At 61.9% G+C, this 12,060-nt stretch carries 12 protein-coding genes; 9 read left to right on the forward strand and 3 right to left on the reverse strand.

The features are described from left to right. Nucleotides 1–83: 83 nt before the first annotated feature. From AAIL66_RS18915 to AAIL66_RS18930, 4 genes are all read left to right on the forward strand, one after another. Nucleotides 84–536 carry a c-type cytochrome gene (locus AAIL66_RS18915; protein ID WP_343497448.1) on the forward strand — a complete coding sequence of 151 codons (453 nt, stop codon included), beginning with the start codon at nt 84–86 and terminating at the stop codon, nt 534–536. Nucleotides 537–649: 113 nt separating this feature from the next. Then, entirely contained in the window at nt 650–1,345 is a 696-nt protein-coding gene (locus AAIL66_RS18920; protein ID WP_343497449.1) for a hypothetical protein, read from the forward strand. Between the two features lie 310 nt (nt 1,346–1,655). Further along, a complete protein-coding gene (locus AAIL66_RS18925) occupies nt 1,656–3,140 on the forward strand; it encodes an amino acid permease (protein WP_045838641.1) in 1,485 nt (494 codons plus the stop codon). Nucleotides 3,141–3,278: 138 nt separating this feature from the next. Beyond that, nucleotides 3,279–3,914, forward strand: a complete 636-nt coding sequence (locus tag AAIL66_RS18930) for a DNA-3-methyladenine glycosylase I (RefSeq protein WP_034378230.1) — start codon at nt 3,279–3,281, stop codon at nt 3,912–3,914. Between the two features lie 33 nt (nt 3,915–3,947). Here the strand turns inward: AAIL66_RS18930 and AAIL66_RS18935 are convergent, their stop codons facing one another. From AAIL66_RS18935 to AAIL66_RS18945, 3 genes are all read right to left on the reverse strand, one after another. After that, entirely contained in the window at nt 3,948–5,720 is a 1,773-nt protein-coding gene (locus AAIL66_RS18935) for an alkaline phosphatase D family protein (RefSeq protein WP_045838679.1), read from the reverse strand. A 162-nt stretch (nt 5,721–5,882) separates the two neighbouring features. Continuing rightward, on the reverse strand, nt 5,883–7,187 hold the full coding sequence (gene hemL / locus AAIL66_RS18940) for a glutamate-1-semialdehyde 2,1-aminomutase (RefSeq protein ID WP_034353945.1): 1,305 nt from the start codon (nt 7,185–7,187) through the stop codon (nt 5,883–5,885). Then, nucleotides 7,171–8,139 carry a bifunctional hydroxymethylpyrimidine kinase/phosphomethylpyrimidine kinase gene (locus tag AAIL66_RS18945; RefSeq protein WP_012839730.1) on the reverse strand — a complete coding sequence of 323 codons (969 nt, stop codon included), beginning with the start codon at nt 8,137–8,139 and terminating at the stop codon, nt 7,171–7,173. Before AAIL66_RS18945 ends, hemL begins: the two co-directional genes overlap by 17 nt. 115 nt (nt 8,140–8,254) lie before the next feature. On the opposite strand from AAIL66_RS18945, the gene AAIL66_RS18950 reads away from it, so the two are divergent. From AAIL66_RS18950 to AAIL66_RS18970, 5 genes are read left to right on the forward strand one after another with little or no spacing between them, the layout of a single operon-like run. Then, nucleotides 8,255–8,407, forward strand: coding sequence for a rubredoxin (locus AAIL66_RS18950; protein WP_034399566.1), 153 nt, complete (start codon nt 8,255–8,257; stop codon nt 8,405–8,407). Between the two features lie 50 nt (nt 8,408–8,457). Further along, nucleotides 8,458–8,862, forward strand: a complete 405-nt coding sequence (locus AAIL66_RS18955; protein ID WP_003071158.1) for a response regulator — start codon at nt 8,458–8,460, stop codon at nt 8,860–8,862. Beyond that, a complete protein-coding gene (locus tag AAIL66_RS18960) occupies nt 8,862–9,224 on the forward strand; it encodes a response regulator (RefSeq protein ID WP_003071159.1) in 363 nt (120 codons plus the stop codon). The genes AAIL66_RS18955 and AAIL66_RS18960 overlap by 1 nt, the downstream gene beginning before the upstream one ends. 15 nt (nt 9,225–9,239) lie before the next feature. Further along, a complete protein-coding gene (locus tag AAIL66_RS18965) occupies nt 9,240–9,767 on the forward strand; it encodes a chemotaxis protein CheW (protein WP_034353942.1) in 528 nt (175 codons plus the stop codon). 19 nt (nt 9,768–9,786) lie between these two features. Continuing rightward, nucleotides 9,787–12,030 (forward strand): methyl-accepting chemotaxis protein, encoded by a 2,244-nt coding sequence (locus tag AAIL66_RS18970; protein WP_034353939.1) that lies wholly within the window; start codon nt 9,787–9,789, stop codon nt 12,028–12,030. Nucleotides 12,031–12,060 lie beyond the last annotated feature (30 nt).

Genomic DNA, 12,060 nt, shown 5'->3' on the forward strand with positions numbered 1-12,060 from the left:
GGTTTTAGGGTGCGCCAGTTTTGTGCTTTGTGCTCTGTGGCCGGCATTTGCTGGCCATTCTTTTTTTGAATCTGGTGCTTGGTATGACAGATCCCATCGACGACGAAGAAAACTATCCGCCCAGGCCGCGCTGGATTGGCTGGCTGATCGGGCTGGTCATGCTGGCGTCGGCCCTGGGCGTGGCCAATATCGGCTGGCGCATCATGCGGGTCAGCACGGCCGAGAAGGCGGCGGATGCGTTGGTGGCTGCCAAGCCCGAGCTGGCGGCGGCCCGAAAGCTGGTGGAGGGCGCAGATTGCATGCGCTGCCATGGTCTGGACCGCAAATTTGTGGGCCCTGGCTTTACGGAGATCGCGCAGAAGTACGGCTTGCAAGCCGATGCCCAGAGCTATCTGGCAGACAAGATTCGCAGCGGCAGCGTGGGTGTCTGGGGTAATGTGATCATGCCGCGCCACCCGCAAATCAGCGAGGCCGATTCTATGCAGATGGCCCGTTGGGTGCTGTCGGCTCAGGTGCCATCGGCTGCGGCTCAATAAGCACGGTTGCTGAGATCCTTCGTGAATTCCAAGGCTGCCAGCGCTTTGCGCTGCTAGCCTTTTTTGTTTTGCAGCCTACGCAGGGTGGCCGGCCTTGCTTTCATAATCCGCTCATGGCAAAACCCGCGCGTGCTCCCGCTCTTCGTCCCGCCGATCAGGCAGTCCACGGATCCGGGGCTGGTCCGGCTCGCCAGCGTGGCTTTGTCTTCTGGGCCATATGGGTGAACATCGCCACCTACGCGATCTATCCCACGGCCAACTGGCTGGCCAGCCTGCGCGACCAGCGCTATGACTTCATCACGCGCTGGGACGCCATGATTCCGCTGGTGCCGGAATTCATCTTTGTCTATTTCTCGTTTTTCCCGTTTCTGGCCCTGCCGTTCTGGCTGGTGGGGCAGCCCGGTACGGCGGCGCTGGGCAAGCGCCAGGTGTTGGGTACGCTGATCTGCGGTCTGATTTTTGTGCTGTTTCCGGCAAATTTGGCCTTCGAGCGCGCGATTCCCGAATTCGAGCCCTATCGCAGCATTTTTGCGACCATGTTCTTGGTGGACAAGCCGCACAACCTGCTGCCCTCTTTGCACATCGTCTACACGGCGCTGACCTGTCTGGCCATCTGCCAGGCGCAATGGCAGCGTGGTCGTTGGGGGCTGTGTCTGCTGATTGCGCTATGGAGCGCGGCAATCTGTGCCTCAACCATGCTGGTGCATCAGCACCATGTGCTGGATGTGGTCACTGCGCTGCTGCTGGTGCCAGTGCTCTGCCTGCTGATTCGCCCGGCCGATGTGCCGCCACAGCCTCCGCGTATCTGAGCCGGGCAGGATTGCTCTGCCGCGGGTCTTTTTGAATCCTGCGTCAGTGCTCGCTTGCATGCAGGACTGCAGCGCGATTTTTGAGCGCGGTGCAGGCTTCGTGAAGCGCGGGCCTGACTAGTCTGTTTTGAGATGGGTGTGCAGCCGGGCCTGCACAAAACATGCAGATGGACTGGTGATGCAGCAGGGAATCTGCGCATCACTGGTGAAATCCCTAGGATGCCTTTTTGACAAAAAGGACCGGGCCGAAGACGCCGCGCCAAAAGCGTGGCTAAGAACGTGTTTACGTTCTCAAAGCCCGGGGATATGCATGCAGTGGCTGAAAACCAAAACCATTGAACAGGCGCTGGCCGATTCCGACGAGCCGGGCCGGCAGCTCCAGCGCACGCTGGGTGTTTTCGATCTGATGATTCTGGGCCTGGCCGTGGCCGTGGGCGCGGGGATCTTCTCGGTGGGGGCTCGCGCAGCCGGCAGCTTTGCCGGGCCGGCCGTGATTTTCTCCTTCATTCTGGCGGCGGCGACCTGCGCGCTGGCCATCATGTGCTATGCGGAGTTCGCCTCCACCGTGCCCGTCACGGGTAGCGCCTATACCTATACCTATCTGACGCTGGGTGAGGGCCTGGCCTGGATCATTGGCTGGAATCTGCTGCTGGAGATGATCTCGGCTGCTGCCGTGCTGGCCAAGTACTGGGGCATCTATCTGTCGGCCGTGTTCTCCACGGCAGGGCTGGAGATCGCGCAGAGTGTCGAGGTCGGCGGCTTCTCGCTGAACTGGGGGCCGTTCTTCATCGTGGCCGTGTTCACGGCCCTGCTGATTGCAGGCACCCAGGTCTCGGCCAAGGTCAACAACCTGTTCACCGTCATCAAGCTGGCGATCACCGTGTTTGTGATCGTCGTCGGCTTCACCTATATGAACACCGACAACTTCAGGCCTTTTGTACCCAGTGCACAGCCGCCCGTGGTGGCTCATGGCGTAAGCGGTGACCTGTGGGGGCAGCCCATGCTGGCCTGGTTGTTCGGTGCCGAGCCCAGCCAGTATGGCTGGCTGGGTGTGATCTCGGGCGCATCGCTGGTGTTCTTCGCCTTCCTGGGCTTTGATGTGGTGGCAACCTCGGCCGAAGAGGTCAAGGACCCGCAGCGCACGCTGCCACGCGGCATTCTCGGCGGGCTGGTGCTGGTGACGGTGCTCTACATCCTGGTCACGCTGGCGCTGACCGGCATGGTGCCCTATACGGCACTGGCCAGGGCCGAGAACCCGTCGCTGGCCACTGCATTCATTGCCGTGGGCGCCGGCTGGGCGGCGCAGGTCATCTCGGTCGGCGTGCTGATCGGCATGACCACCGTGGTCATGGTGCTGCTGATGGGCAGCTCGCGCGTCTTGCTGGCCTTGTGCCGCGACGGCCTGCTGCCGCGCAGCTGGGGTGTGACATCGGCCAGGCGCAAGACGCCGGTTCGCCTGCAACTGGCTGTGGGCGTGATCGTGGCGCTGCTGGCAGGCTTTACCAAGGTGGAGCTGCTGGAGGAGATGATCAACATCGGCACGCTGTCGGCCTTTGTGCTGGTCAGCATCGGCGTGCTGGTGCTGCGCAAAAAGCGTCCCGACGCCGGAGCCGGCTACCGCGTGCCTTTTGTGCCTGTGCTGCCAGTGCTCTCGGCTCTGCTGTGCTTTTATCTGATGCTGAATCTGACCACGCTGACCTGGTTGCGCTTTGTGGGCTGGATGGCGCTTGGTGCGGTGATCTATATGGCCTATGGCATGCGCCATTCGCGCCTGGCCCAGGCAGATAAAAAGTGAGCTGTTAGCGCTTGATATTCATTGATTTCAATATGTTTAATATCTGAAATCATTTGATGTCAAGCGCAAGAAGCTATCAAAATAAAAGCCCTGCAGGGAACGCTCTGCAGGGCTTTTGCATTGGTTAGAGTGCTGGGCATGAGTACCGAACCCATCGAGACCACGCCGACCCGCTCCCCCACCCAGTCCGCCGAAGACGGCCAGCAGCGCTGCCGCTGGTGTCTGGCCACGCCGGGCTATGTGCACTATCACGACCGCGAATGGGGATTTCCGGTGGGCAGCGATCAGCGCCTGTTCGAGAAACTCTGTCTGGAAGGCTTTCAGTCCGGCCTGAGCTGGCTGACCATTCTCAACAAGCGCGAGAACTTTCGCGCGGCCTTTGCGGGTTTCGATTTTCATCGCGTGGCGCAGTTCGGCGAGGCCGATGTGCAGCGCCTGTTGCAGGACGCGGGTATCGTGCGCCACCGCGGCAAGATCGAAGCCGTGATCAACAACGCCCAGCGGGCCATCGAAATGGTCCAGGCCGAAGGCTCTCTGGCCGCGTTCTTCTGGCGCTATCAGCCTGCTGTGCCATCGACAGGCACGACCATTCAGGCCCAGACGCCGGAGTCGCAAACCCTGTCCAAGGAGCTCAAGAAGCGCGGCTGGAAGTTTGTCGGGCCGACCACCATGTATGCGCTGATGCAGGCCATGGGCATGGTCAACGACCATGCACCGGGCTGCATCACCAGAGCTGAAGTGGAGCGCGCCAGAGCCGCTTTTCAGCGGCCCTGAGGGCGGGCTTGTTCCGCCTTGCCGGCCCGGGGATCAGGCCTTGACCAGCAGCCCCGGCGCGCTGGCCAGAACTTTCATGGAGGCTTCGGTGCTGGCGGTGAACTGGCGGTTGCTGATGGTGTTCACATATACCCAGTCGGCGCGGCAGGCATCTGCCGTGGCCGTCACCAGCATATAGCCGCGGCGCGAGGTGTCGCAGTATTTGAGCGGCTTGATGAGCTGCTGCAGCGCAGCGGCCAGCGTAGCGGGGTCTTCGCCCGGCAGGTATTCCTCAAAGCCCGGCGAGCTGACCGAGGAGGTCGCAAACTCCACGCCCACGGCCTTGCCGTTCATGTCCTGCAGCTCGCTGGCCCAGGCGTTGTGCGTGTCGCCGGCCAGCACCACCAGCTTCTTGCCGAGCTGACGCGCGGAGCCCAGAACGGTCTCGCGCGCGGCCTGGTATCCGTCCCAGGCGTCCAGGTTGTAGGGAATCGAGGGCTGGGCCAGGATGGCCTGCTCCTGAGGCGTGAGTGTGGCCGGCGCGGTCTGCGCCTTGGCAACCAGCGCTGCGTACTGCGAGACCGATACGCCTGCACCGGCTTGAATGGTCTCCATGAGTATGGGCGCGGGAATGTTCATGCGTCCCATCAGCACCTGCTGGCCCAGCACCTGCCAGATGGCACGGGAGGCCGCCATCTGCTGCTGCAACCACTGTGTCTGGGTCTGACCCAGCAGCTGACGCGACGGGTTGGCCATGGCCGTGGCGAAGCCCGCCGAGTCGATGCCGGCAGAGGTCATGAAATCCGCATAGTCCAGCTGCTTGTCGCGGCCTATCACGCGGGTGTCCAGCATGTGCAGCGAGACCAGATCGCCAAAGTCGAAGCTGCGGTAGATCAGCTCGGCGCTCGCGGTACGCGTGGGCATCCACTCGTGGTAGGCCTGCATGGCAGCCGCCTTGCGCATGGCGAAGTCGCCCTCGCCGGGCTGGTGATTCTCGGCTCCCGCACTCCAGGTGTCGTTGGCAAATTCGTGGTCGTCCCAGATGGCAATCATGGGCGCGGCGGCATGCAGGGCCTGCAGGTCGGCATCGCTCTTGTACTGGGCATGACGCTCACGGTAGTCGGCCAGCGAGAGAATTTCTCCGGCAGGATTGACCAGGCGGCCCATAGCCTCGGCCTGGGCCGAGGCATAACCGCCGCGCGCGTATTCATAGATGTAGTCGCCCAGGTGTACCGTGGCGTCCAGGTCGCTGCGCCTGGCGGCATCGGCGTATACATTGAAGTAGCCGGCCGGGTAGTTGGCGCAGGAGAAGACAGCCAGTCTGACCTGGGCCACCGAGCCGGTGGGCAAGGTGCGCGTGCGTGCTGCCGCCGAAGTCACGCCATAGGCGCGGAAGCGGAAGTGGTAGGCCGTGGCTGGCTTGAGGCCGGCTGCATCGATCTTGACCGTGAAGTCCCTGGCGGCGGTGGCGCTGCTCTCGCCACGCGCCACGATGGAGACGAACGCCGCGTCGCTGGCCAGCTCCCATTGCACGGGAATGTCTGCCTGGTGGCCGGCGGGCGGGGTGACGCGGGTCCAGAGCATCACGCGGTCGGACAGCGGATCGCCGCTGGCCAGGCCATGGACGAAGCGGACTTCGGGGTCGGCCGGCTTGGCCTCTGTCTGGCTGTCATCGCCGCCGCCGCAGGCCGCGAGCGGCAGAACGGACATAGCGCCGGCGCTCCAGGCCATCTGGCGCACAAAGCGGCGGCGGTTCAGGTCACTGGCTTCGGCGGCAGTGTCTTTGAGCAGGTTGTGCAGCGTCGGCTTGCTGGATTCGTCGGTCATGGTGCTTTCATTGCTGACAAAAACGCGAGCGTGGCAAGCGTCCATGACGTGGCTGTGAAACGCCGAGCCGCTGCGGCTGAAGCCGGTGCAGGCGCAGTCCGCCGCCACCAATGAAAAAGCCCTGCAGACATGGTCTGCGGGGCCTGTTGGGCGGGCAGGGATTTACAGTGTCTTGAACACTTCGCGGGCCGCTTCTATGGTGCGGTCGATATCTTCGTCGCTGTGCGCCGCGCTGACAAAGCCTGCCTCATACAGCGCCGGGGCAAAGTAATGACCGCGCTCCAGCATGCCGTGGTAGAACTTGTTGAAGACCTTGCCGTCGGTCTTCATGACCTGGGCGTAGTGCGTTGGCAGCTCGGGCAGGAAATAGAAGCCGAACAGTCCGCCTTGCCAGTCCACGCTGAAGGGAATGCCGGCGGCATTGGCTTCGGCCTTCAGGCCCTGCATCAGGTGGCCGGTCTTGAGGTGCAGCTCGGCGTGGAAGCCGGGGCGGCTGATCAGCTCCAGCGTCTTCAGGCCGCAGGCCGTGGCAATGGGGTTGCCCGACAGCGTGCCGGCCTGGTAGACGGGGCCCAGCGGCGAGAGCTTTTCCATGATCTCGCGGCGGGCACCGAAGGCAGCCATGGGCATGCCGCCGCCGATGACCTTGCCCATCACGGTGATGTCGGGCGCAAAGCCTTCGATTTCCTTGGCATACAGGCTTTGTGCGCTGCCCAGGGCGACGCGGAAGCCCGTCATGACTTCGTCATAGATCAGCAGCGCGCCATGCTCGCGGGTCAGCTCGGAGATGCGACGGGTGAAGTCCACCGAGGCGCGCACAAAGTTCATATTGCCGGCAATCGGCTCCATGATGACGCAGGCAATGTCGCTGCCCATCTTGGCAAAGGCCTCTTCGAGCTGAGCAACGTCGTTGTACTCCAGCACGATGGTGTCCTTGGCCACATCGGCAGGCACGCCTGCCGAGGAAGAGGCGCCGAAGGTGGCCAGACCCGAGCCGGCCTTGACCAGCAGGGCATCCGCATGGCCGTGGTAGCAGCCGTTGAACTTGATGATCTTGTTGCGGCCCGTGTAGCCGCGCGCCAGGCGCAGCGCGCTCATGCCGGCTTCGGTGCCGGAGCTGACCAGGCGCACCATGTCCATGCTGGGCATGAGGGCGCGGATCTTCTCGGCCAGCACGACTTCGCGCTCGGTGGGGGCGCCGAAGCTGAAGCCTTCGAGCACGGCGGCCTGCACGGCCTCGACCACTTCGGGGTGGCCGTGGCCCAGGATCATGGGGCCCCAGCTGCCGATGTAGTCGGTGAACTGCTGATCGTTCTGGTCCCAGAAATAAGCTCCTTGCGCACGTTTCACGAAGCGGGGCGTGCCGCCCACGGCGGCGAAAGCGCGCACGGGCGAGTTCACGCCGCCGGGGATCACGCCCTTGGCGCGCTCGAACAATGCAGTATTCAGATCAGTGTTTTGTGTCATGAGAGGGAATCACAAAGCCTTCAATCGGCTTGGAGTCGGGTTCGTCATCGGTGGCGTCTTCGGCCTGCTCGTCTTCGGACTCCTCGTCCTCGGTGGGCTGGGCCCAGAACAGGCGATCGGGCAGATAGTGGCCCATGCCGGGGCGAAAGCCGGCATCCAGGCTGTGGTCCAGGTATTCCAGCGCTTCCAGCGTCGCGGCGCCCAGATCGTTGCCGGTGGCCAGCAGGGCCGTAATCGCAGCGGACAGCGTATCACCGGCACCTGTGAACGTGGCGTCAAACATCTCGTACTTGCTGTTGCCCAATACGGACTGGGCCGTGGTCAGCACGTTGTCCACGAACTGGTCGGGCAGGGGGATGCCGGTCACCAGCACATAAGGCACTTCCAGCGCCTCGGCGGCCATGGCGATGTCGCGCGCCGTGGGCGCACGGCTGTTTTCCCATTCTGGCAGCAACCAGCGCCACAGCGTGTTGTGGTTTCCAACCAACACCGAGGTTTGAGGCAGGACAAGCTCCTTGAACGCATCCAGGTACTGATCCTGCTTGTCGTCCTCCCACCAGGACAGGTCCGGCATGTAGCTGATGATGGGAATGTCGGGGTAGTCCGATGAGATAGTGGCAATGGCGGCCAGGTTGGCAGGGCTGCCTACAAAGCCGACCTTGATGGCGGTGACGGCAATGTCCTCCAGCACCATGCGCGCCTGCTCGGTCACCGCGTCATCGTCGAGTGCAAAGTGCTCGTAGATGCGGGCCGTGTCTCTGGCGTAGGCGCCGCAGGCCACGGGCAGTGCGTGACCGCCGATGGAGGAGATGGTGGCGATGTCGGCCGAGAGCCCGCTGGCTCCGCTGGGGTCACTGCTGTTGAAAGACAGCACGCAGACGGGTGCTGATTCTGTCGCTTCTTCCTGGCGGGTGCGGCGAGGGGGAGTGGAGGAGATGGGGTTCAATGCCATGGCGCACCCCAGTTTGCACCCGGGAATGCAAGGGTGGGAGCCGGGGTTGTGACTAGATACAATCGTTGCATTCTATGTGAAGCCCCTTTAAGCTGTGACTGACCCTAAAACCTGGATGTGTTTGACCTGTGGCTGGCTTTATGACGAAGCCCAAGGCTGCCCCGAACATGGAATTGCTCCAAACACCCGCTGGGAAGATGTGCCCATGAACTGGACATGCCCGGAATGCGGTGCACGCAAAGAAGATTTTGAAATGGTGGAAATCTGAGTGCAAGAGTCGCTCACTCCATCAACGACCGAATTGGGAGGAATTTCACCGTGACAGCATCTGGTGCGCCTTTGCGCGTTCTGGTCGTGGATGACAGCAACACCATCCGCCGCAGCGCTGAAATTTTCCTCAAGCAAGGTGGTCACGAAGTTCTTCTTGCCGACGATGGCTTCGATGCCCTGTCCAAGGTCAATGACTACCAGCCCCAGCTCATCTTCTGCGACATTCTGATGCCCAAACTCGATGGCTATCAGACCTGCGCCATCATCAAGCGCAATGCTCGCTTTGCCAATACGCCCGTCGTGATGCTGTCATCCAAGGACGGTGTATTCGACAAGGCTCGCGGTCGCATGGTGGGCTGCCAGGACTATCTGACCAAACCGTTTACCAAAGATCAATTGCTGCAAGCCGTACAACAATTCGCGCTGCAAGCTGCAGATGTGGGAGCTGCATGATGACAATTCAAAAAGTTCTGGTCGTTGACGATTCCAAGACGGAGCTGATGGCTCTGAGCGATATTTTGCAAAAGCAGGGCATGCAGGTGCGTACCGCGGAAAATGGCGAGGAAGCCATGAAGCGCCTGGCCGAAGACAAACCCGACCTGATCCTGATGGATGTGGTCATGCCTGGACAGAACGGCTTTCAGCTGACCCGCGCCATTTCTCGCGATCCCCTGTATGCCGATGTGCCCATCATCATGTGCACCAGCAAGAATCAGGAAACCGACCGGGTCTGGGGCATGCGTCAGGGCGCACGTGGCTATATCACCAAGCCCGTGGATGCCGCCGAGCTCCAAGCCAAGATCGCAGCGCTATAACGAGCCGCGCTGCTTATGGCGAACCGTGAAGCCCTCCGAGATCTTCAATCCCGTCTGGCCGGGCGCCTGCAGGCAGCACGCAGCGAAGGCGTCAGCGTTGCTACCTGGCTGGCAGTGCAGGCTGGCGGGCGGGATTATTTGCTGCCGCTGAATCAGGCAGGAGAAATCTTTCCCTGGACCGGCGTTCAGCCCGTCCCATACACACAGGCCTGGTTTCTGGGCATCGCCAATCTGCGCGGTGCTTTGATGGGGGTGGTGGACCTGGCTCAATTGCTGGGGCATGGAAGTGTCCGCAATGAGCAGGAACTGATGGACTGCAGCCTGCTGGCCTTCAACCCTGCCTTGGAGGTCAACGCGGCCCTGCTGGCCGATCGTCTGCTGGGCCTGCGTGCCGCAGACGCGTTTTCCAAGGCCGAGCCTGCGCCTGAGCGTTCCCCGAGTTTCTTCGGAGCCGTCCATATCGATGCGAGCGGCCGCCGCTGGCAGGAGCTGAAATTGCAGTCCCTGTCTCAAACCGCCAAATTTTTGAGCATTCGTGCTTGAGGTTCCTGGATACAGCGCTATGTCCTTTGCACAGAAAATAAATCAGTTGTTCCGACGCAAGCCCATCGCGGCTGCCGTCAGTGGTGATAGCGGCATGATGGGAGATACGGTCGTACAGGATATGTACGACGGATCGCTCAATAGCGTGCAGGGGGCCCCTTCCGTCTTCGGCGTCGAGGAGGCCAGTCGCGCGGACGAACTGGTGAGCCTGCCTATTCTTGGTACGGCCACGACTGCCAAGCATCAGCGCACCTTGTTTACCTTGCTGGGTGGCTCGGTGCTGGTGCTGGTGGTGCTGTCGGCATGGATGCTGCGCGAAGCAGGCAACTCCAACCAGCAACTGGCGGCGACCGGCCAGGCATTGATGCAGTCGCAACGTCTGGCCAAGTCGGTCTCCATCGCCATGACGGGAGCCGCTCCTGCGTTTGCCGACGTCAAGGACAGCGCCGGTGTTTTGGCGCGTAACGTGCGAGCGTTGGCTGCCGGCGATTCCGATCTGGGCGTGAACGCGCTGGGTGGTGGTTTGCAGGACGAGCTCAGCTCCATCAGCACCCTGATGGAGCGAGCGGAAAAGAGCGCCGGGCTGATTCTCGGACAGCAAAAGACTCTGACTCAAGTGGGCGACGCGCTGCGCACCATCAACCGTCAGTCCTCCGATCTGCTGGAAACTGCGGAAACCATTTCTTCGCTGAAGCTGCAGCAAGGCGCTGGCGCAGCCGAGATCTCTGCTGCCGGTCAGCTGGTGATGTTGACTCAGCGTATTGCCAAGTCTGCCAACGAATTCCAGACCCTGGAGGGCGTGAGTCCCGAGGCCGTTTTCCTGCTGGGCAAGGACTTGAATTCCTTCAAGGAAATCTCCGAAGGTCTGCTCAACGGCAGCGCTGAAATGCGGCTGTCGGCTGCACGTGATCCTCAGGTGCGTGAACAGCTGGAGACGCTGATCAAGCAATACGACGATACGCGTACCCAGGCCAGTGCCATTCTGGGCAATCTGCAAGGGCTGGTGTCGGCCCGGGAAGCGCAGACCAGCATCAACAATGACAGCGAACCGCTGCGTCAGCAGCTGGAGCAGTTGCAGACGGCGCTGCAGGGGCTGGGCGGGGCCAGCATGCTGCAGCTGGCGCTGCTGGCCATCGCCATTTTGACCGCGGTTCTGAGCGGTATCGGCATCTCGCGCGTGCAACTGCTGGACAGCCGGGCGCGCCAGCAGGAAGCCGAGCGTCACCAGGTCGATGCCCGTTTGCAGGAGCAGGAAGCCAAGCGCATCAACGACGCGAACCAGGCGGCTATTTTGCGTTTGATGAACGAGTTGCAATCGGTGGCCGAGGGCGATCTGACGCAGGAAGCCACCGTGACCGAGGACATCACGGGCGCGATTGCCGACTCGGTGAACTACACGGTGGAAGAGCTGCGCGCTCTGGTGGGATCGGTGCAGAACACGGTGACCCGCGTGGCCCAGACCACCGAGCAGGTGGACGTCACCTCGACCGAGCTGCTGGCTGCATCGAACGAGCAGCTGCATGAAATTCGCGAAACCGGCAAGTCGATTCTGGACATGGCCGGCCGTATCAACAATGTCTCGGCTCAGGCGCAGGAATCGGCCCAGGTGGCCCGTCAATCGCTGCAGGCTGCGGACTCGGGTCTCAAGGCGGTGCAGAACGCCATTGGCGGCATGAACTCCATCCGCGACCAGATTCAGGATACCTCCAAGCGAATCAAGCGTCTCGGTGAGTCGTCCCAGGAGATCGGTGAAATTACAGAACTGATTTCGGACATTACCGAGCAGACCAACGTGCTCGCATTGAACGCCGCCATTCAGGCTGCGTCTGCAGGTGAAGCAGGTCGCGGCTTCTCGGTGGTGGCGGAAGAAGTGCAGCGCCTTGCCGAACGTTCCGCAGACGCCACGCGACAGATTGCCGCGCTGGTGAAGGCCATTCAGACCGACACTCAGGATGCGGTGGCCGCCATGGAGCGCTCTACCCAGGGCGTGGTGGAAGGGGCTCGTCTGTCCGACTCTGCTGGTACTGCACTGTCTGAAATCGACAGCGTGTCGCGCCGACTGGCCGAGCTGATCGAGCAGATTTCCAACTCCACATCACGTGAAGCCAACATGGCCAACGGCGTGGCGGAAAACATTCAGCACATTTTTGCCGTGACCGAGCAAACCGGTGAGGGAACCCGCACCACCGCGCAGCAGGTGCGAGAGCTCTCCCACATGGCTGAAGAGCTGCGTCAGTCTGTTTCCCGATTCAAGATTGCCTGATTTGACTGGCTCTTTCTCTCATAAAAAAGC

The sequence above is a fragment of the Comamonas sp. F1-6 genome, from assembly GCF_039581415.1.
Lineage (GTDB): Bacteria > Pseudomonadota > Gammaproteobacteria > Burkholderiales > Burkholderiaceae_C > Comamonas > Comamonas thiooxydans.

Excerpts from the sequence above, each read along its gene's own strand:
- AAIL66_RS18915 (WP_343497448.1), top strand. The coding sequence starts at position 84 with ATGACAGATCCCATCGACGACGAAGAAAACTATCCGCCCAGGCCGCGC.
- AAIL66_RS18920 (WP_343497449.1), top strand. The coding sequence starts at position 650 with ATGGCAAAACCCGCGCGTGCTCCCGCTCTTCGTCCCGCCGATCAGGCA.
- AAIL66_RS18925 (WP_045838641.1), top strand. The coding sequence starts at position 1,656 with ATGCAGTGGCTGAAAACCAAAACCATTGAACAGGCGCTGGCCGATTCC.
- AAIL66_RS18930 (WP_034378230.1), top strand. The coding sequence starts at position 3,279 with ATGAGTACCGAACCCATCGAGACCACGCCGACCCGCTCCCCCACCCAG.
- AAIL66_RS18935 (WP_045838679.1), bottom strand. The coding sequence starts at position 5,720 with ATGACCGACGAATCCAGCAAGCCGACGCTGCACAACCTGCTCAAAGAC.
- hemL (WP_034353945.1), bottom strand. The coding sequence starts at position 7,187 with ATGACACAAAACACTGATCTGAATACTGCATTGTTCGAGCGCGCCAAG.
- AAIL66_RS18945 (WP_012839730.1), bottom strand. The coding sequence starts at position 8,139 with ATGGCATTGAACCCCATCTCCTCCACTCCCCCTCGCCGCACCCGCCAG.
- AAIL66_RS18950 (WP_034399566.1), top strand. The coding sequence starts at position 8,255 with ATGTGTTTGACCTGTGGCTGGCTTTATGACGAAGCCCAAGGCTGCCCC.
- AAIL66_RS18960 (WP_003071159.1), top strand. The coding sequence starts at position 8,862 with ATGACAATTCAAAAAGTTCTGGTCGTTGACGATTCCAAGACGGAGCTG.
- AAIL66_RS18965 (WP_034353942.1), top strand. The coding sequence starts at position 9,240 with ATGGCGAACCGTGAAGCCCTCCGAGATCTTCAATCCCGTCTGGCCGGG.
- AAIL66_RS18970 (WP_034353939.1), top strand. The coding sequence starts at position 9,787 with ATGTCCTTTGCACAGAAAATAAATCAGTTGTTCCGACGCAAGCCCATC.